General features: G+C 72.9%; 7 protein-coding genes and 1 pseudogene. 5 read left to right on the top strand and 3 right to left on the bottom strand.

From position 1 onward, the window contains the following. Positions 1-28: 28 nt before the first annotated feature. Entirely contained in the window at positions 29-1,129 is a 1,101-nt protein-coding gene (locus tag ACIBKX_RS19005) for an HAD-IIIC family phosphatase (protein ID WP_363275253.1), read from the top strand. Positions 1,130-1,170: 41 nt separating this feature from the next. On the opposite strand, the gene ACIBKX_RS19000 is transcribed toward ACIBKX_RS19005, so the two are convergent. Continuing rightward, positions 1,171-1,839: a class I SAM-dependent methyltransferase gene (locus ACIBKX_RS19000; protein ID WP_363275252.1), complete on the bottom strand. Its 669-nt coding sequence runs from the start codon at positions 1,837-1,839 to the stop codon at positions 1,171-1,173. A 272-nt stretch (positions 1,840-2,111) separates the two neighbouring features. On the opposite strand from ACIBKX_RS19000, the gene ACIBKX_RS18995 reads away from it, so the two are divergent. Then, positions 2,112-2,870, top strand: coding sequence for a TetR/AcrR family transcriptional regulator (locus ACIBKX_RS18995; RefSeq protein WP_363275251.1), 759 nt, complete (start codon positions 2,112-2,114; stop codon positions 2,868-2,870). Between the two features lie 74 nt (positions 2,871-2,944). Here ACIBKX_RS18995 and ACIBKX_RS18990 read toward each other — a convergent pair whose 3' ends face one another. Then, positions 2,945-4,489: an AMP-binding protein gene (locus ACIBKX_RS18990; protein WP_363275250.1), complete on the bottom strand. Its 1,545-nt coding sequence runs from the start codon at positions 4,487-4,489 to the stop codon at positions 2,945-2,947. Between the two features lie 101 nt (positions 4,490-4,590). Here ACIBKX_RS18990 and ACIBKX_RS18985 point away from each other — a divergent pair, with 101 nt between their 5' ends. Next, on the top strand, positions 4,591-4,839 hold the full coding sequence (locus ACIBKX_RS18985; protein ID WP_363275249.1) for an acyl carrier protein: 249 nt from the start codon (positions 4,591-4,593) through the stop codon (positions 4,837-4,839). A 71-nt stretch (positions 4,840-4,910) separates the two neighbouring features. Here the strand turns inward: ACIBKX_RS18985 and ACIBKX_RS18980 are convergent, their stop codons facing one another. After that, entirely contained in the window at positions 4,911-5,789 is an 879-nt protein-coding gene (locus ACIBKX_RS18980) for an ACP S-malonyltransferase (RefSeq protein WP_363275248.1), read from the bottom strand. 279 nt (positions 5,790-6,068) lie between these two features. Here ACIBKX_RS18980 and ACIBKX_RS18975 point away from each other — a divergent pair, with 279 nt between their 5' ends. Beyond that, positions 6,069-7,628, top strand: coding sequence for an AMP-binding protein (locus ACIBKX_RS18975; protein ID WP_363275246.1), 1,560 nt, complete (start codon positions 6,069-6,071; stop codon positions 7,626-7,628). Between the two features lie 153 nt (positions 7,629-7,781). Continuing rightward, positions 7,782-19,913: pseudogene (locus ACIBKX_RS18970) on the top strand (SDR family NAD(P)-dependent oxidoreductase); the annotation flags it as partial.

Below are 19,913 nucleotides of genomic sequence, written 5' to 3'. Positions count from 1 at the left end.
CGATTCTGGCCCCGATTCTGGAGGAAGCGTGGCGGACCGTCCGACCCTGGTGAAATGCCTGGTCTGGGATCTCGACAACACCCTGTGGCAGGGCACCCTGCTGGAGGACGGCGACGTGGAGCTGCCCGACGGGATACGAGAGGTGATCAGCACCCTCGACTCGCGCGGCATCCTGCAGTCCGTGTCCAGCAAGAACGACTTCGACCTCGCCTGGGAGCGGCTGGAAAAACTGGGCATCGCCCAGTACTTCGTGCTGCCCCGGATCGGCTGGGGACCCAAGTCCGAGTCGGTGGCGGCGATCGCCGAGCGCCTGAAGTTCGCACACGGCACCATCGCCTTCATCGACGACCAGCCCGCCGAGCGCGCCGAGGTGGCCTTCGGGCTGCCCGAGGTGCGCTGCTACCCCGCCGAGCAGGCACTGGGCCTCGTCGACCTGCCCGAGTTCACCCCCGGCACGGTGACCGTCGACTCCCGCAGGCGCCGCGAGATGTACCAGGCGACCTTCCGCCGGGAGGCCGAGCAGTCCGAGTTCAAGGGCCCGGACGAGGAGTTCCTGCGCTCCCTCGCGCTGGAGATGACCATCGGCCGCGCCGGGCCCGACGAGCTCTCCCGCGTCGAGGAACTCACCCTGCGCACCAGCCAGATGAACGCGACCGGCGTGCACTACTCCGACGCCGCGCTGCGCGCACTGCTCTCGGACCCGGACCACGAAGTACTCGTCACGACGATGGCCGACCGGTTCGGCCCGCACGGCGCGGTGGGCGTCCTGCTCATCGAGCGCAGGCCCGGGGTGTGGAACCTGAAGCTCCTCGCCACCTCGTGCCGGGTGGTGTCCTTCGGCGCCGGCACGGTCATCCTGAACTGGCTGACTGACCGGGCGGCGGCAGCGGGCGTCCATCTGGTCGCCGACTTCCGGCGCACCGAACGCAACCGCATGATGGAGATCGCCTACCGCTTCGCGGGCTTCGCCGACGAGCCGTGCGACTGCCTCGCCGCGCTCGGCGACGGCGGGCCGGGGACGGCCGAGGTGCAGCACCTGCATCTGCGCCCCGAGCCGAAGGAGGCGCCCACCACGCTCCGGCTCACCGCGGTGGACCTCGCCGCGGCGGCTCCGGCTCCCCAGCCGTAACGGGAGAACCGGAGCACGGCGGCAGCGCGGCCCGTCGCCGCTCAGCCCTGCGACTTGCGCACCAGCGTGACACCGTCGGCCACCGGGAGGAGCGAGATCTCCACCCGGTGGTCGTCGCGCAGCAGCGCATTGAGCTCACGCACCGCGACCGTGTCCCGGTCCTGGGCCTCCGGGTCGATGACCCGGCCGAAGAACAGCGTGTTGTCGACGACGGCCAGACCGCCGGGGCGGAGCAATGCGAGCGCCGCCTCGTAGTACGCCGGGTAGTTCGCCTTGTCCGCGTCGATGAATGCGAGATCGACGGATTCCTCGCCCAGTTCGGCGGTCAGTTTGCCGAGCGTTTCGATCGCGTCACCAATACGTACGTCGATTTTCTCCGCGACCCCGGCCCGCTCCCAGTATTTCCTGCCGATGTCCGGCCAGCGGTCGGTGATGTCGCAGGTGATGACCCGTCCGGCGGGCGGCAGGGCGCGGGCCATGCAGAGCGTGCTGTAACCGGTGAAGGTGCCGATCTCCAATACCGTGCGCGCCCCGGTGAGCCCGACCAGGAGTGCGAGCAACTGGCCTTCCTCCGCCATGACTTGCAGGGCGTGACCGGCCGGGAGCGCGCCGGTCTCCGCGCGCAGGCCGCTGAGGACCGGGTCGTCCCGCAGCGATATTTCACGGACGTAGGAAAGCAGTTCGGGAGTGCATTCCACTTGATTAGCCATGCGATGAAGGCTATTGAGCGGGCCGTCGGTTCAGGTTCGCACAAGGCTCCGATAGGGGGCGGCCCGCCATCATTAGGGGGCGCGCACACCGTACGGACCGTCGCGCGGACCGGGCTCCGTACCGCGTCCGCTGGTACCCTGCGACGTACCCCCCGAGAAGTCCCCCGCCGACTGTCTGTCGTGTATACAGTCTGAGTGGACCATGGTCCATGAGCACATTTCACAAGCATCCGTGTGTCGGAGGGCCGCGGAACTGAGCGCCGGGAGTGCAGATGTCTGTGGGAAGGAATGGCGCACCTCGTGGAGTCGCCCGCAGCACGAAGTTGCTGTGGGGCGAGAGCGAACGGCCGAGCCGTGGCCCCAAGCCGGGACTCTCCATCGAGCGGATCGTGCAGACCGCCATCGAGGTGGCGGACGTCGAGGGCCTGTCGGCCGTCTCCATGCAGCGCGTCGCGAGTGAATTCGGTTTCACCACGATGTCGCTGTACCGCTATGTGCCGGGCAAGGCCGAGCTGATCGACCTGATGCTGGACGCGGCGCTCGACGGCGCCCCCGGCCTCGGCGACCTCGGCGACGGCTGGCGTCCCAAGCTGGAGAAGTGGGCCAGGGACTTCCGGGACGTCCACCACCACCACCCGTGGATGTTCGAGCTCGCGGCACGGCCCCGGCTGATGGGCCCCAACCAGGCGCAGTGGCTGGAGGCCGCCGTCGCCGCCCTCGCCGACACGGGGCTGACCGGCGCCGAGAAGCTCGACGTCGTCTTCACCCTCACCGGCCTGGTGCAGAGCTGGAACCACCGCACGCCCGCCGCCGAGCCCGAGCAGGACCAGGCCGGCGTCCCGGACGAGGAGTGGGACGCCGTGGCCGTGAGCGTCCTGCGGGAGCACGGGGACCACTACCCCGCCCTGATGGAGGCGATGTCGGCGGGCGCCTTCGACCCGACGGCCGCCGACGGCGAGGAGTTCGGCCTGCGCTGCGTCATGGACGGCATCGCCGCCCGCGTCGCCGCACGGGCCTCCGTCACGGCTTGAGCGGAGGCCCGCGCGTGAGCGGAGGCCGCGCGACGGGGCCCGAGCGGCGACGCGGGGCCCCCTGCGGCGGAGGCTCAGTGCACCAGGGCGTCCGCCGCGAGCCGTCTGCGGTCGATCTTCCGGTTCGGGTTCAGCGGGAACTCGTCGATGTGCCGGTAGTGCCGGGGCACCAGACCGCTGGGCAGCACCTCGCGCGCCTGCTTGGTCAGCAGGGCCGGCGAGGTCGGGACGCCCGTGTAGTAGACGAACAGCTCGGTGCCGTGGGCCGCGGGCCGGGTCACCGTCGCCGCGTCGGTCACCCCCTCGCAGGACCTGATCGCGTCGTCGACCTCGGCCAGCTCGACCCGCCAGCCCTGGATCTGCACCTGGCTGTCCGCACGGCCCAGATAGACGAGCTCGCCGTCCGGCAGCCTGCGTACCCGGTCGCCGGTGCGGTACCAGGTGCGCCCGGCGTGGTGCAGGAACCGCCCCTCGTTGTCCTCGGCGTCGACATAGCCCGCCGACATCTGCGGACCGGTGACGCACAGCTCGCCCTCGCCGTCGTCCCCGGAGGCCACGCCCTCCGGGCCGAGCAGCAGGATGTCGTGCCCCGCGTGCACCGCCCCGATCGGTACGACACCGTTCACGCCGAGCCGCGGTGAGCGCTCCGGATCCCAGCGGTGCCCGGTGATCGTGATGGTCAGCTCGGTCGGCCCGTAGAGGTTCTCCACCGCCGATCCGGGTGCCGCCGTCTGCCAGTCGGCGGTGTCGGCGCAGAGCAGCGCCTCACCGGCGAAGAAGCTCCAGCGCAGCGTCGGCATCGAACCGGGCTTGAGACCGCCCCTGCGGCGCACCGCGGCGATGCTGCTCGGCGTGGAGAACCACACGGTCATGCGCCGCTCGGCCAGGAACGCCGGCAGGTCCAGATAGGCGCGTCCGGGCACCGCGTGCACGCTCGCCCCCGCGCCCCAGGCGCAGTAGAGGTCGAACATGGAGCAGTCGAAGTTCACCTCCGTGGCCTGCGAGAAGACGTCGTCGGGAGTGAAGTCGTAACGCCGGTCCATCAGCCGGAAGTAGTGGTCGAGGCTGCCGTGGCTGATCGGCACCCCCTTGGGGCGTCCCGTCGAACCGGACGTGAAGAGCAGATAGGCCGGGTCGTCCGGGCCCACGGGGCGCGGCGCGTCCAGCGCGCGCCGGGGGTCCGCCTCGATCAGCCGGAACGCGGCGCCGGTCGCGCCGGCATCACCCGGGGCGAGCACCGGAATGTCCGTCACGCCGGTGTCGGCGAGCGCCGCGAGCCCCGCCGGGTCCGCGATCAGCGCGTCCACGCCCGACGCCGCCAGCATCCGCCGCGTACGGGACGCGGGGAAGCCGGGGTGCAGCGGGACGACCGCGGCGCCGGTGTAGAGGGCGGCGAGGATGCCCGCGTAACTCTCGATGCCCTTCTGCGCGAGGACCCCTATCGCCCTCGGCGGCTCGGGCAGCCCCGCGAGGAGCGCGCCGGACCAGCGCAGCGCGAGTTCGTGCAGGTGCTCGTAGCCGAACAGGTCGGCGCCGACGCGCAGGGCCGTGCCCTTCGGCGACGTGGCGAGGCCCCGCAGGAAGCGTTCCTGCGGGGAGTTCTTGACGGTGACGTGCATCAGCTCTCCAGCGAAAGAGGGGGCGCTAGGGGTAGGGGAGTACCCGGTGCCGGGGTTTAGCCTGACGGCCTGATCGTGTGTACGACGATTCTGGAGGCGCTATGTGGAACGACCAGTTCGAAGGAATACTCCGCCGGAATCTGCCGTCCCTCGCGGCCGATGAACCGCTGACCCCCGACCTCGTTCTCCGTGATTTCGGACTTGACTCGATGGCGATGGTGGAAGTGCTCGCCGAACTCGAGGACACCTTCGGCGTCCGCTTTGTCGACGACGCGATGGACATCGACAACTTCGCCACTCCCGCCGCGCTCTGGGGCACCGTCTCCACCATCGTCTCCGCTGCCGCCTGACCCGGAGCACCGCCGTTTCCACGGCGGTGCTCACCTGTATTCCCAGACGTTTTCCGAAACTTCCGCGCGCTCTATGCGGCGGTTTTCCTGCGGCGCGGCGCGAGTGCCTTCTCCGGTGTCAGCTGTACGACGTCGAAGTTCCGGGTCGCGACGCGCACCCGGCCCCAGAGGCTGTCCGGGCCCGCGACCCAGAGGGTGCCGATACCGCGTCCGCGCAACGTGTCGAGCGCGGTCGGCCACTGCACCGCCCGGACGATCCCGTCCAGGAGCATGGTCCTGATCTCGTCGCCCGTGTGCAGCGGCTTCCCGTCGTGGTCGCAGACGACCGGCAGCCGCGGATCGGCGAACTCCAGGCCGTCGAAGAGGGTGCGCTCGATGTCGTCGCGCAGCTCTCCGAAGGCCCGCGAGTGCATCGGCGGCCGCATCGTGTAGAGCGCGAGCCCGCCGATCGCGCGCAGCCGGTGGCGCAGCCAGTCGACCCGGCGTTCACGCAGCGACAGCATGTGGAAGTCCTCGTCGACCCGGCAGGCGATGTCGTACCACTCGCCCTCGGCGGTCAGCTCCGCGAGCACCTCGTCGAGCGCCTGCGACGGCACCCGCGCGAAGGACTGGGTGACCACGTCCCCGTACTGCTCGGCGAAGTACCGGTCCAGGCGGTGGCTCCAGCCGGCGGTGAGCCGCACCGCGTCGGCGAAGGCGAGGGAGCCCGCGTGCACCGCGGCGGGCGTGCCGCCGAAGCTCGGGCCGACACACGCCTCCGGTTCGGCGCCGAGCTCGTCCTCGGCCCACCGCGCGAGAGCCAGACAACTCACCAGGAAAGCCACCCGCGAGTATTCCGAGAAGGGGTCTTCGGTGGCCCGGCACCGCTCCACGAGCGAGTACCCGAGAATCTCGTCGGCCTCCGCCGTCAGACCACGCGCCGCGGGATTGATGAGCAGAAACTTGGCCACTTTATCGAAAGGGACTTCACTGATTCCCGGGAATACCATTGCCGAGGCTCTTGCGCCGTTCGTTCCCGTCTCTGTTTGTTCGCCTGCCTTGAAGTCGATCGCCATATGGATAAGCTTGTTGAACGGGTGATGCAGCCAGAACCCCTAGGGCCCCCTAACTTCGGCCGCCGCCCACAATGCGAACCTTGCCGCTCCCGATCCCGCCATGCTAGGAATTCCACTGCCGTCTCACTGTGGAGAGGGCCTCAGCGCAGTGCAGGCCGTCAAGGGGGATTTCAGGTGAGCAGCAATATCTGCGGATTTCTGCTGGCTGCCGGAGCGAATGCACCGGACCGGCCCGCCGTCGTCGAGCGGGACGCCGCCGGCGGCCTCGTCACGGTGACCTACGGCGGGCTCGCCGAGCGCGTCGACGCGTACGCCGCCGAGCTGGCGAAGCTGGGCCTCGACGTCGGCGACCGTGTCGTCCTGGAGTCCGACGTCTCGGCGTCGGCCGTCGCGATGCTGCTCGCCTGCGCCCGGCTCGGCCTGCCGTTCATCCCGGTCAGCCCGGAGACCCCCGCCAAGCGCCTGATCGCGGTCATCGACGCCGCCGAACCCGCGCTGTTCGTCCAGGCCTCCGACGGCTGCCGCGAAGGCATACCGGAGCCGGTCGCAACCGCCCGCTTCGGTCCCGAAGGGGTCCTCGTCGAGCGGGCCCCCGAGCCCCGCGTCCGGTACCGGAACACGGTGGTGGACACCGACGCGGCGTACATCATCTTCACCTCGGGCACCACGGGCCGGCCCAAGGGCGTGGTGATGAGCCACCGCTCCGTCATCGCGCTGTTCACCGCGCTCCTCGGCGAAGGGCTCCTGACACCGCAGGACCGGGTCGCCACCACCTCGCCGCTCCAGTTCGACTTCGCGCTCTTCGACATCGGCTTCGCGCTCGGCAGCGGCGCGACGCTCGTGCCGGTGCCGCGCCGCGAACTCAACTGGCCGCGCCGCTTCCTCGCCTTCCTGCGCGAGGCGGAGGTCACCCAGGTCGACGGCGTCCCCTCCATCTGGCGCCCGGTGCTGCGCCACGAACCGGAGATGCTGGCCGGACTCGACGCGCTGCGCGGCGTCCTGTTCACCGGCGAGGACTTCCCGCTGCCCGAACTGCGCCGCCTCCAGGGCCTGTTGCCCAAGGTGCGGATCACCAACGGCTACGGCGCGACCGAGTCCATGGCCTGCTCCTTCACCGAGGTGCCGTCCCCGCTCCCCGAGGAGACCGAGCGGCTCTCCATCGGCTTCCCGCTGCCCGGCTTCGACGCCACCCTCCTCGACGACGCGGGCCGCCCCGTCACCGAGCCCGGCGTCGACGGGCAGATCTACCTCCGCGCGCCCTCCCTGTTCACCGGCTACTGGGACGACCCGGAGGCCACCGGCCGGGCACTCGTCCCCGACCCGCTCGACCCGCGCTCCGGCCGGCTCGTGCTGCGCAGCGGCGACCTCGCCTACCGGGGAGCCGGCGGCGAGCTGTACTTCCGCGGCCGCGTCGACTCCCAGGTGCAGATCAGGGGCAACCGCGTCGAGCTCAAGGAGATCGAGCGGCGGCTCCTGGAATTCCCCGGCGTCGGCGTCGCCGTCGCACTCCTGGTGCCGCGGGACGGCCAGGACCCCGCCCTGCACGCCTTCGTCGCCATGAACCCGGCGGCGGCCTCCTCGTTCGACAGGAACCTGGTGCGCGAGTTCTGCCGCGAGGCGCTGCCCGCGTACATGGTGCCGCAGGACATCGCGGTCATCGACGAGATCCCGCTCACCGTCAACGGCAAGGCCGACCGCGCCGCGCTCGCGGACCGCGTCACCAGCCGTCCGTAGCCCCCGGCCGCCGCGGGCCCCCGCCCCGCGGCCCCCGTCGTCGAGCCGCCCCCGTCCTCCGGCCCCAGTCGTCGAGCCGCCCCCGCCCCGTGGCCCCGTCGTCGAGCCGCCCCAGCCCCTGTATGGAGTACGCAGATGAGTGAGCCCCTGAACATCCGGCGCCTCGCCGGGCTGTCCGCCCCCGAGCAGCACGGCGTCCTGCTCGACTTGGTGCGCGCGGAGGCGGCGGCCGCCCTGCGCAAGGCCCGCCCCGGCGACCCGCACCCCGCGGTCGACGCCGAGCGCGCCTTCCGCGACCTGGGGCTCGACTCGCTCGTCCTGGTGGAGCTGCACTCCCGCCTGGTGGCCCGCACCGGCACCGAACTGCCCGTCACGATCGGCTTCGACCACCCGACACCGGCCGCGCTCGCCCGGCATCTGCGCGCCGAACTCCTCGGACTCCCCGAGGCGGACGAGACCCCGATCCCCGTGCGGGCCAAGGGAGTCGACGACGAGCCCGTCGTCATCGTGGGCATCGGCTGCCGCTACCCCGGAGACGTCCGCTCGCCCGGCGAACTCTGGAACCTGGTCGCCGAAGGCACCCACGTCATCACCGGCTTCCCCGACGACCGCGGCTGGGACCTGGACAAGCTCTACGACCCCGACCCGGCCACCGTCGGCACCAGCTACGTACGCCAGGGCGGATTCCTGCCCGACGCCGCCGAGTTCGACGCGGACTTCTTCGAGATCGGCCCGAAGGAAGCCACCGCGATGGACCCCCAGCAGCGGCTCCTCCTGGAGACCTGCTGGGAGGCGCTTGAACGGGCGGGCATCGACCCGGCCCCGCTGCGCGGCAGCGACTCCGGGGTGTTCGTCGGCGTCGAACCGCACGAGTACGGACCCCGCGTCCACGAGGCGCCCGACGGACTCGACGGCTATCTGATGACCGGCACCGCGCCCAGCGTCGTCTCCGGCCGCGTCGCCTACACCCTGGGCCTGGAAGGCCCCGCCCTGACCGTCGACACCGCCTGCTCGGGCTCGCTCGCCGCCCTGCACCTGGCCGTGCAGTCGCTGCGCCGCGGCGAATGCTCCCTCGCACTGGCCGGCGGCGTCACCGTGATCACCAGTCCCGGTACGTTCACCACGTTCAGCCGGCAGCGCGGCCTCGCCGCCGACGGCCGCTGCAAGGCGTTCGCCGCGGCCGCCGACGGCACCAACTTCGCGGAGGGCGCGGGCGTCTTCGTACTGGAACGCCTCTCGGACGCCCGCCGCAACGGACACCGGATCCTCGCGGTCGTGCGCGGCTCCGCCGTCAACCAGGACGGCGCCAGCAACGGACTCACCGCGCCCAACGGCCTCGCCCAGCGCCGGGTGATCCGCCAGGCGCTCGCCGACGCGGGCCTGAGCGCCACCGAGGTGGACGCCGTGGAGGCGCACGGCACCGGCACGAAACTCGGCGACCCCATCGAGGCGCAGGCGCTCATCTCCGCCTACGGACAAGGCCGTTCGGCCGAGAGCCCGCTCTGGCTCGGCTCGGTCAAGTCGAACATCGGGCACACCGGGGCCGCCGCGGGCGCGGCCGGCATCATCAAGGTCGTCGAGGCGATGCGGCACGGCGTGCTGCCCAAGACCCTGCACGTCGACGAGCCGTCCCCGCACATCGACTGGTCGGCGGGCACCGTACGGCTCCTGACGGAGGCTCAGGAGTGGCCGGACGCCGAGGACAGGCCGCGCCGCGCCGGTGTCTCCTCCTTCGGCGTCAGCGGCACGAACGTCCACGTCATCCTGGAGCAGCCGCCGACGGACGACATCGAAGGGGCCGAGCCGGAGCCGGCGGACCGAGTCGCCCCCGCCCCCGTCGTCGTGTCCGCGAAGAGCGAGGCCGCCCTGCGCGACCAGGCACGCCGGCTGCGCGCCCTGCTCGACGGCGCGCAGCCCGTGTCCGTGGCCGACCTCGCGTACTCGGCGGCCACCACGCGGGCGGCCCTGCCCGTGCGCGCCGCGTTCGTCGCCGCCGACGACGAGGAGGCCCGGCGCGCGCTGACCGCGCTCGCCGACGGCGACACCTCCGCCGCCGTACTGCGGGGCACGGCCCCCGGCGGCAGGCTCGCCCACCTCTTCACCGGGCAGGGCAGCCAGCGGACCGGCATGGGCAAGGAGCTCTACGAGACGTTCCCCGTCTTCGCCAAGTCCCTGGACGAGACCGCCGGTTACCTCGACATCCAGCTCGAAGTGCCCCTCCTGGACGTCCTGTTCGCGGACGAGGGCACGGCCGACGCACACCTCATCGACCGCACCGACTACGCCCAGGCCGCGCTGTTCGCCGTAGAGGTCGCACTGTTCCGGCTCCTTGAGTCCTGGGGCGTGGTCCCCGACCGCCTCGCCGGACACTCCGTCGGTGAGCTGGCCGCCGCCCACGCTGGGGGCGTCCTCTCCCTGGAGGACGCGTCGCTGCTCGTCGGCGCGCGCGGCAGGCTGATGGCCGAGCTGCCCGCCGACGGCGAGATGGTCGCCCTGGAGGCCACCGAGGACGAGGTGACCCCGCACCTCACCGACCGCGTCGGCATCGCGGCGGTCAACGGCCCCTCCGCCCTGGTCGTCTCGGGCGACAAGGACGCGGTGGCCGCCGTGCTCGCCGCGTTCGACGGCCGCAGGCACAAGCGCCTGAACACCTCGCACGCCTTCCACTCGCCGCTCATGGAGCCGATGCTCGCCGAGTTCCGGCAGCTGGCCCTCGCGATGACCCACCACGCGCCGCGCATCCCGGTCGTGTCGGCGCTGACCGGGGAACACGCGCGGTTCGACGCCGAGTACTGGGTACGCCATGTGCGCGAGCCCGTGCGGTTCCTCGACGCGATGCGGGCGCTGGCCGCCGACGGCGTGACCACGTACCTCGAACTCGGCCCGGACGCCGTCCTTTCCGGCATGGGCCGCGACTGCCTGCCCGAAGACTCCGACGCCGTGTTCACACCCGTGCTGCGGGCGGGGCGCGCCGAGGAGCGCAAGCTGGTCACGGCCCTTGCCGCCGCGCATGTCCGGGGCACTGGGGTGGACTGGGCCGCGTTCTTCGCCGGGCACGGCGGCCGGCGCATCGAGTTGCCCACGTACGCCTTCCAGCGGCGCCGCTTCTGGCTCGACCCCGGCACGGACGCGGACGTCGGCGCCGCGGGCCTCGGCAGGCCCGACCACCCCCTGCTCGGCGCCGTCGTCGGCCTCGCCGGGTCCGACGGCTCCGTCCTCACCAGCCGCGTCTCCGCCCGCTCGCACCCCTGGCTCGCTGACCACGTCATCTCCGGCACGGTGCTGCTGCCGGGCACCGCGTTCGTGGAGCTCGCCGTCCGCGCCGGGGACGAGGTCGGCTGCGGAACCCTTGAGGAACTCACCCTGCACAGCCCGCTCGCGCTGCCCGACAGCGGCGACATCACCCTCCAGGTCGCCGTCGGCGCGCCCGACGCGTCCGGCCGCAGGCCCGTCGACGTCTTCGCCCGCGCCGACGAGGACGACGCCTGGGAGCGGCACGCCTCCGGCACCCTCGCCCCGGCCGACCCGGGGCAGCCGGAGCCGGACGGACTCTCCGGCGCCTGGCCGCCGCCGGGCGCACGGCCGGTCGACATCTCCGGTCTGTACGCCGAACAGGCCGCGGACGGCTACGAGTTCGGGCCGATGTTCCAGAACCTGCGGGCGGTCTGGCGCGACGGCGACGACGTCCTCGCCGAGGTCGCCTTCGCCGAGCTGACGACCGGCGCGCAGGCGGAGCGGTACGGACTGCACCCCGCGCTCCTGGACTCCGCGCTCCAGGCTATGGCCTTCCTCACCGCGCCCGGCGCCGAGCAGGGCACCAGCCTGCCCTTCGCCTGGAGCGACGTCGCCCTGCACGCCTCCGGCGCCACCTCCCTCCGCGTACGCCTGTCCCGCCTCGGCCCCGACTCGGTGACCGCCGTCCTCGCCGACGCCACCGGCGCACCCGTGGCCTCCGTCGGCTCCATCGCCGTACGCCCGCTGACCGACGACAGCCTGCGCGCCACCCGCCGTACGCGGCAGGACACGCTGTACCGGGTGCGGTGGGCACCCTTCGACGGCCCCGCTGTGACGGCCCCCGGCAACTGGGCGGTGCTCGGCGCCGGTGAGCCCGGCGCGGGCATGTCCGGGTACCCGGACCTCGCGGCGCTGGGCGAGGCGATCACGGGGGGTGCGCGGGTACCGGATGTGGTGGTGGCGCCGTTCACGGCGGCCCCGGCGGCTGAGGGCTCTCCCGCAACCGCCGCCCGCGCCGCAACCACCCGCCTCCTCGACCTGCTGCGGCAGTGGCAGGACGACGACCGTTTCTCGGCGGCACGCCTCGCCGTGGTCACATCGGGTGCCGTGGCGACAGCGCCCGGCGCACAGTCCGACCCCGGGACGGCACCGCTCTGGGGCCTGGTGCGCGCCGCGCGGGCCGAACAGCCCGGCCGCCACGTCCTGGTCGACACCGACCCCGACGCCACCGAAGCCCCGCTGACGGCGGACACCCTGGCCGCCGCCCTCGCCACCGGCGAACCCGAGTGCGCCCTGCGCGACGGAGCCGTCCTCACGCCGGGCCTGGAACACGCCCCCGTCCCGGACGACCCGCGCCCCGCCCCCTGGAACCCCACCGGCACCCACCTGATCACCGGCGGCACCGGAGGCCTCGGCGCCCACGTCGCCCGGCACCTGGTCACCGAACACGGCGTACGCCACCTGCTCCTCGCGAGCCGAAGCGGCCCCGAAGCGCCGGGCGCCGCCGAACTCGGCGCCGAGCTGCGCGAATCCGGCGCCGAGGTCACCTTCGCCGCCTGCGACGTCTCCGACCGGGACGCCCTCACGGCGCTCATCGCCTCCGTCCCGGCCGAGCATCCGCTGACCGCGGTGGTCCACACGGCGGGCACCGTCGCCGACGGCCTGGTCGGCTCGCTGACCGCCCGGGACGTGGACGACGTATTCCGCCCCAAGGCCGACGCCGCCTGGCACCTCCACGAACTGACCGCGGAAATGGCGGACTTGACGGCCTTCGTGCTGTTCTCCTCCGGCGCCGGCACCCTGGACGCGGCCGGGCAGGGCAACTACGCCGCCGCCAACGTCTTCCTCGACGCCCTCGCCGAGCGGCGGCACGCGGCGGGACTCCCCGCGACCTCCCTCGCCTGGGGACTCTGGGGCGGCGCCGGGGGCATGGGCGCCCGCCTCGACGAGACCACCCTGCGCCGCGCCGAACGCTCGGGCCTCGCCGCGCTCTCCGTAGCCGAGAACCTCGCCCTGCTCGACCGGGCACTCGGCCTCGGCGCCCCCTGCGTGCTGCCCCTGGCCGTCGACACCAAGGCCCTGCGCCGCCGCACCGACGCCGTCCCCGCACTGCTGCGGACCCTGCTCCCCGCCGCCCCCGCCACCCGCAGGACCGCCGCCAACGGCACCGCCGACGCCACCTCCGCGCTGGCCGGACGGCTCGCCGGACTCTCCGACGGCGAACGCGACCGGGCCGTGCTCGACCTGGTCCGGGTGCGCGTCGCCGAGGCCCTCGGGCACGACGGCGTGCAGGACGTCGACCCCGACCGCGCCTTCAGCGAGGCCGGATTCGACTCCCTCGCCGCCGTCGAACTGCGCAACGCCCTCAACTCCGCGACCGGCCTCCGGCTGCCCGCCACGCTGGTCTTCGACTACCCGACGCCCCGCGCGCTCGCCGCGTACATCCAGGCGAAGGCCCTCGACACCGGGAAAGCCGCAGCGGCCCCGCTGCCCACAGTGGCCGCCGCCGACGAACCCATCGCGATCGTCGGCATGGCCTGCCGCTTCCCCGGCAAGGTCGCGTCCCCCGAGGACCTGTGGCGGCTGGTCGCCCAGGGCCAGGACGGCATCGCGGAGTTCCCCGACGACCGCGGCTGGGACGTCGACGACCTCTACGACCCCGAGCCCGGAAAGCCCGGCAAGAGCTATGTCCGCGAGGGCGGATTCCTCTACGACGCCGCCGACTTCGACCCCGCGCTCTTCGGCATCAGCCCCCGCGAGGCGCTGGCCATGGACCCGCAGCACCGGCTGCTCCTGGAGACCACCTGGGAAGCCGTCGAAGGCGCGGGACTCGACCCGCTGTCGTTGCGCGGCAGCCGCACGGGCGTCTTCGCGGGCGTGATGTACCACGACTGGGCGACACGCCTGGCCGCGGCGCCCGAGGAACTCACCGGCTACCTCGGCATCGGCAGCGCGGGCTCCATGGCCTCGGGCCGGCTCGCCTACACCTTCGGCCTCGAAGGCCCCGCCGTCACCGTCGACACGGCCTGCTCCTCCTCCCTGGTGGCGCTGCACTGGGCGATCCAGGCGCTGCGCTCCGGCGAGTGCGAGATGGCGCTCGCGGGCGGCGTGACGGTCATGTCCACCCCGAAGACGTTCGTCGACTTCAGCGCGCAGCGCGGGCTCGCCTCCGACGCCCGCTCCAAGTCCTTCGCCGCGTCCGCCGACGGCACGAGCTGGTCCGAGGGCGTCGGCATGCTCCTCGTGGAGCGCCTCTCCGACGCGGAACGCCTGGGCCACAAGGTCCTCGCGGTGGTCCGCGGCTCGGCGGTCAACCAGGACGGCGCGAGCAACGGCCTCACCGCCCCGAACGGCCCCTCCCAGGAACGCGTCATCCGCCAGGCCCTCGCCGACGCGGGCCTCACCCCGGCGGACGTGGACGCGGTGGAGGCGCACGGCACGGGCACGAAGCTGGGCGACCCGATCGAGGCGCAGGCACTGCTCGCGACGTACGGCCAGGACCGCCCGGCAGGACGCGAACTGTGGCTCGGCTCGGTCAAGTCGAACATCGGCCACGCACAGGCCGCCGCCGGAGCCGCCGCGATCATCAAGATGGTCGAGGCGATGCGGCACGGCATCCTGCCGAAGACCCTGCACGTCGACGAGCCGACCCCCGAGGTCGACTGGTCGGCGGGCGGCGTCCGGCTCCTGACCGAGGCACAGGAGTGGCCGCAGACGGAGGGCCGCCCGCTGCGGGCCGGCATCTCCTCGTTCGGCGTCAGCGGCACCAACGCGCACATCATCCTGGAGCAGCCCCGAACGCCCGAGCCCGTCGAGGCGCGGCCCGCCCCCGCCCCCGCCACCACGCCGGTGCCGTGGCTGCTCTCCGGCCGCACGAACGAGGCCCTGCGGGCCCAGGCGGCCCGCCTCTGGTCCGCGACCGACCCCACGACGACCGAACCGGCCACCGTGGCCCACGCACTGGCCACCTCCCGCGCGGCCCTCGACCACCGCGCGGTGGTGGTCGGGGAGCGCCCCCAGGACTTCGTACGCGGCCTGACCGCACTGTCCGAGGGCGGGCAGTCGGCGGATGTGGTGCGGGGGAGCGTGTCTCGGGGTCTGGTGGCGTTCCTGTTCACGGGGCAGGGGAGTCAGCGGTTGGGGATGGGCCGGGAGTTGTATGAGGCCTTCCCTGTGTACGCCGATGCTTTTGATGCGGTGTGTGCGGAGCTGGAGGTGCACCTGGGCGGCGACGGTTCGGTGCGGGATGTGGTGTGGGGTGATGAAGAGGCCCTGGATCGGACGGAGTTCACGCAGGCGGGGCTCTTCGCGGTGGAGGTGGCGCTGTTCCGGTTGATGGAGCACTGGGGTGTGCGCCCTGATTTCCTGCTGGGGCATTCGGTGGGGGAGCTGGTGGCGGCGCATGTGTCTGGTGTGCTGTCGCTTCCCGATGCGGCTCGGCTGGTGGTGTCGCGGGGCCGGTTGATGCAGGCGTTGCCTGCTGGTGGTGCGATGGCGGCGGTGCAGGCGACTGAGGATGAGGTTCGCGAGGTTCTGTCCGAGGGGGTGGGCATCGCTGCGGTCAATGGGCCTTCGGCGGTTGTGGTCTCGGGTGATGAGGCGGCGGTGGATGCGGTCGCTGAGGTGTTGCGGGGTCGGGGTCGGAAGGTGAAGCGGCTGAATGTGGGTCATGCTTTCCACTCGGCGCGGATGGAGCCGATGTTGGACGAGTTCCGCAGGGTTGCGGAGGGTCTGACGTTCGCCGAACCTCGTATCCCGGTGGTGTCGAACGTGTCGGGTGTGTTGGCGACGGCTGCTGATCTGGCGTCGCCGGAGTACTGGGTGCGGCATGTCCGCGAGGCCGTCCGTTTCCACGACGGCGTCCAGACACTACTCACCGAACGGGTGTCGACGTTCGTGGAGTTGGGTCCGGATGGCGTGCTCTCGGCGATGGGCCAGGACTGCCTGCCGTCAGGCGCCTCCGACGTGGTCTTCCATCCGCTCCTGCGCAAGGGCCGCGACGAGCCCCGTCAGGCGGTGACCGCACTGGCGTCGGCCCACGTGCGCGGCGTACCCGTGGACTGGTCCGCGTTCTTCGGCGGTGGACAACGCCCTCACGTGGATCTTCCGACCTATGCCTTCCAGCGTCAGCGTTTCTGGCTGGAGTCCCCCGCCACCACCGGCGACGCGGCGTCGATCGGCCAGGACAGCGCGGATCACCCCCTGCTGGGCGCGGCCGTCACGCTGGCGGAGACCGGTGGCGTGGTCCTGACCGGACGCCTCTCGCTCCAGACCCAGCCCTGGCTCGCCGACCACGTCGTACTCGGCAAGATCCTCGTGTCCGGGACCACGCTCGTGGAGTTGGCGATCCGCGCGGGTGACGAGGTCGGCTGTGACGTCCTGGAGGAGCTGACGCTGCAGGCGCCCTTGCTGCTGCCCGAGCGCGGTGGTGTGGCCGTGCAGGTCGTCGTGGGCGCCGCCGACGAGGCGGGTGACCGCTCGGTCACCGTCCACTCGCGGCCCGGCGACGCGGCGCCCGGACAGGGCTGGACCCGGCACGCCGAAGGGACGCTGACCTCCGGGCTCGTCGAACCGGCGGCCGACCTCGCGCAGTGGCCGCCCGCGGGCGCCGAGGCGGTGGACGTGACGGATGCGTACGAGCGGCTCGCGGGCCGGGGTTACGCGTACGGCCCGGCCTTCCAGTGCCTGCGGTCCGCCTGGCGGCGCGGCGAGGAGATCTTCGCCGAGGTCGCGCTGCCCGACGGCGCCGACGCCGGCCGGTTCGGGCTGCACCCCGCGCTCCTGGACGCGGCGATGCACGCGGAGGCGCTGCTCGACGACGGCGGTCAGACGCTGCTGCCGTACTCGTGGGGCGGGGTGTCGTTGCACGCCGGCGGGGCCGCGACGCTCCGGGTGTGCCTGAGCCGCGAGGCCGGTTCCGACGTGTCGTCGATGCGGCTCGCTGATGGTGAGGGGAGGCCGGTCCTTTCGATACGTTCTCTGGTCGGACGGCCCGTGTCGGCAGGGCAGTTGGCGGAGCCTTCCGCGCTCGACAGCTCGCTGTTCCGACTGGCGTGGGAGCCGCTTGCGGCGGCTGCCGGGCAGGCGGACGGGCAGGCAGATGGGTCGGCCGACGGGGTTGCCGTCGCCTGGGTCGGTGGCGAGGAGCGGGGTGCCGACTGGTTCCCCGACCTGGCGGCGCTGGGTACGGCCGTCGAGTCCGGCACCCTGCCGCTGCCCGCCACTGTTCTCTTCTCCGCCTCCGGGGGCGACGGTGAAGTCCCGTACGAGACGCGCGAATTGACGTCTCGCGTGCTCGGTGCCGTGCAGTCCTGGCTGGCCGACGAGCGGTTCGGTGCGGCGCGGCTCGCCGTGCTCACCGGCGGTGCGGTGGCCCTCGACGGCGAGGACGTCACCGATCTCGCGGCGTCGGCGGTGTGGGGCCTGGTGCGGGCCGCGCAGTCCGAGGCGCCCGGCCGGCTGCTGCTCCTGGACGCGGCAGGCACGGAAGGTGCGGCAGGCACGGCAGGCACGGCAGGCACGGCAGGCACGGCAGGCGCGGAAGCTCTTGACGACGCGGTGCGCGCCCTGCCCCGCGTCATCGCGGCGGACGAGCCGCAGGCCGTCGTGCGCGGCGGCGAGGTCTACGCGGCGCGGCTGCGCACCGCGGCCTCCGGCACCGGCCTCGTGCCCCCGCAGGACGACGCGGCGCACTGGCGGCTGGAGGCCACCGGAAGCGGCGCGGGCACCCTCGACAGCCTGGCCCTGGTGCCGGCGGACGAGCCGGGAGCGGCGCTCGCGGCGGGCGAGGTGCGGGTCGCGGTCCGCGCGGCAGGGGTGAACTTCCGTGACGTACTCGTCGCGCTCGGCATGTATCCCGGCGGCGGCCAGATCGGCGGCGAGGGCGCGGGCACGGTCATCGAGGTCGGCTCCGGGGTGACGGACCTGAGGCCGGGCGATCCGGTGCTCGGCATCTTCACCAACGCCTTCGGCCCGGTGGCCGTGACGGACCGGCGACTCCTCGCCCGTGTCCCCGGCGGCTGGACCTACGAGCAGGCGGCGACCGTGCCGCTCGTCTACCTCACCGCCTGGTACGGCCTGGTCGACCTCGCGGCGACCCGCCCCGGCGACCGGGTGCTCGTACACGCGGCGGCGGGCGGCGTGGGCATGGCGGCCGTGCAGGTCGCCGCGCACCTCGGCGCCGAGGTGTTCGGCACGGCGTCGCCCGGCAAGTGGGAGACGCTGACCGGCCTCGGTCTCGACTCCGCGCACATCGCGGGTTCCCGGACGCTCGACTTCGAGGAGTCGTTCCTGGACGCCACGGACGGCCGGGGCGTGGACGTCGTACTGAACTCGCTGGCAAGGGAGTTCGTCGACGCGTCGCTGCGGCTGCTGCCCAGGGGCGGCAGGTTCGTGGAGATGGGCAAGACGGATCTGCGGGAAGCGGCGGAGATCGCCGAACAGTTCCCGGGGGTCGTCTACACGGCGTACGACATGATGGACGCCGGCCCGGACCGCATCCAGGAGATGCTCGGCGAGCTGATGGCGCTCTTCGAGTCGGGGGCGCTGCGGCCGCTGCCGGTCACGGCATGGGACGTGCGGCGGGCCCCGGACGCGTTCCGCCACCTCAGCCAGGCCAAGCACACCGGAAAGCTGGCCCTGACCATGCCCCGGCGGCTCGACCCCGACGGCACGGTCCTGGTCACGGGCGGCACCGGAGCCCTGGGCGCCCGCCTGGCCCGCCACCTGGTGACCCGGCACGGGGCGAACCGGCTGCTGCTGGTCAGCAGGCGCGGCGACACCGCTCCCGGAGTCGGCCAACTCGTGCAGGAGCTAAGGGAGTCGGGGGCGGCGGACGTCCGTGTCGCCGCCTGTGACGTGGCCGACCGGAGCGCGCTGGCCGAGCTGCTCGACGGCGTACCGGACGCGCATCCGCTGACGGCGGTGGTGCACACCTCCGGAGTACTGGACGACGCCGTGTTCGGGGCGCTGACCCCGGAGCGCGTGGGGCGGGTCCTCGGGCCCAAGGCGGACGCGGCCTGGCATCTGCACGAGCTGACCCGCGACGCCGACCTGGCCGCCTTCGTGCTCTTCTCCTCGGCCGCCGGCGTGGTCGACGGCGCGGGACAGGGCAACTACGCGGCGGCCAACGCCTTCCTGGACGCCCTGGCCCAGTACCGCCGCGCCCAGGGCCTGCCCGCGCAGTCGCTGGCCTGGGGCCTGTGGGCACTGGACGGCGCGGGCGACGGCGCGGGCACGGGTGCCGGCATGGGCGGCGACCTGACCGAGGCGGACCTGCGGCGCATGGAGAAGAAGGGGGCCAAGGCGCTCACCGCCGAGACCGGGCTAGCCCTGTTCGACGCGTCGGCCACGCTCGACGAGCCCGCGCTGGTGCCCCTGCCGATGGACCTGGACGCGCTCGCGGCGGCGTCGGGCGACGAACTGCCCCCGATCTACCGGGGGTTGGTCCGCGTGCCGACGCGGCGAGCGGTCAGAGCCGCGGCGGTGTCCTCCGGAAACGAGCAGGCGGCGGAGGAACCCCTGTCGGTACGCCTTGCCGCGCTGCCCGACGAGCGGCGGGGCGAGCTGCTGCTCGACGTGGTCCGCGAGCACGCCGCCGCGGTCATCGGACACTCCGGAGGCGGCGCGATCGAGGCGGACCGAGCCTTCAAGGACCTCGGCTTCGACTCGCTGACCACGATCGAACTGCGCAACCGGCTCAGCGCCGCGACGGGCCTGCGACTGCCCGCGACGCTGGTCTTCGACTACCCGGACCCCCAGGTCCTCGCCCAGTACCTGCTGTCCGAGCTGGCCCCGGAGAGCGCGGCGCTCGGCGCACCCGACGACGAGGAGAAGGCCATCCGCGACACCCTGGCTTCCATTCCGATCGTCCGGATGCGCGAAACGGGCCTGCTGGACGAGCTGTTGAGGCTGGCGGCGGCTGCCGACGAGGGTGTACGGGACGAGGACGGGGCCGGCGCTCCGGAGGGCGAGGCGGAGCAGGGGGCGGACATCCAGAGCATGGGGATCGCGGACCTGCTGCGGGCGGCGCAGCGCTCGGCGACGGACTGA

The sequence above is a fragment of the Streptomyces sp. NPDC050658 genome (assembly GCF_044457025.1).
GTDB lineage: Bacteria > Actinomycetota > Actinomycetes > Streptomycetales > Streptomycetaceae > Streptomyces.
The sequence above is the reverse complement of the archived record's forward strand: the minus strand, read 5'-3'. Positions and strand labels throughout refer to the sequence as shown.

What these genes read in the sequence shown, in the direction of transcription:
- ACIBKX_RS18995 (WP_363275251.1), top strand. Translation starts at nt 2,112, where the DNA reads ATGTCTGTGGGAAGGAATGGCGCACCTCGTGGAGTCGCCCGCAGCACG.
- ACIBKX_RS18990 (WP_363275250.1), bottom strand. Translation starts at nt 4,489, where the DNA reads ATGCACGTCACCGTCAAGAACTCCCCGCAGGAACGCTTCCTGCGGGGC.
- ACIBKX_RS18985 (WP_363275249.1), top strand. Translation starts at nt 4,591, where the DNA reads ATGTGGAACGACCAGTTCGAAGGAATACTCCGCCGGAATCTGCCGTCC.
- ACIBKX_RS19000 (WP_363275252.1), bottom strand. Translation starts at nt 1,839, where the DNA reads ATGGCTAATCAAGTGGAATGCACTCCCGAACTGCTTTCCTACGTCCGT.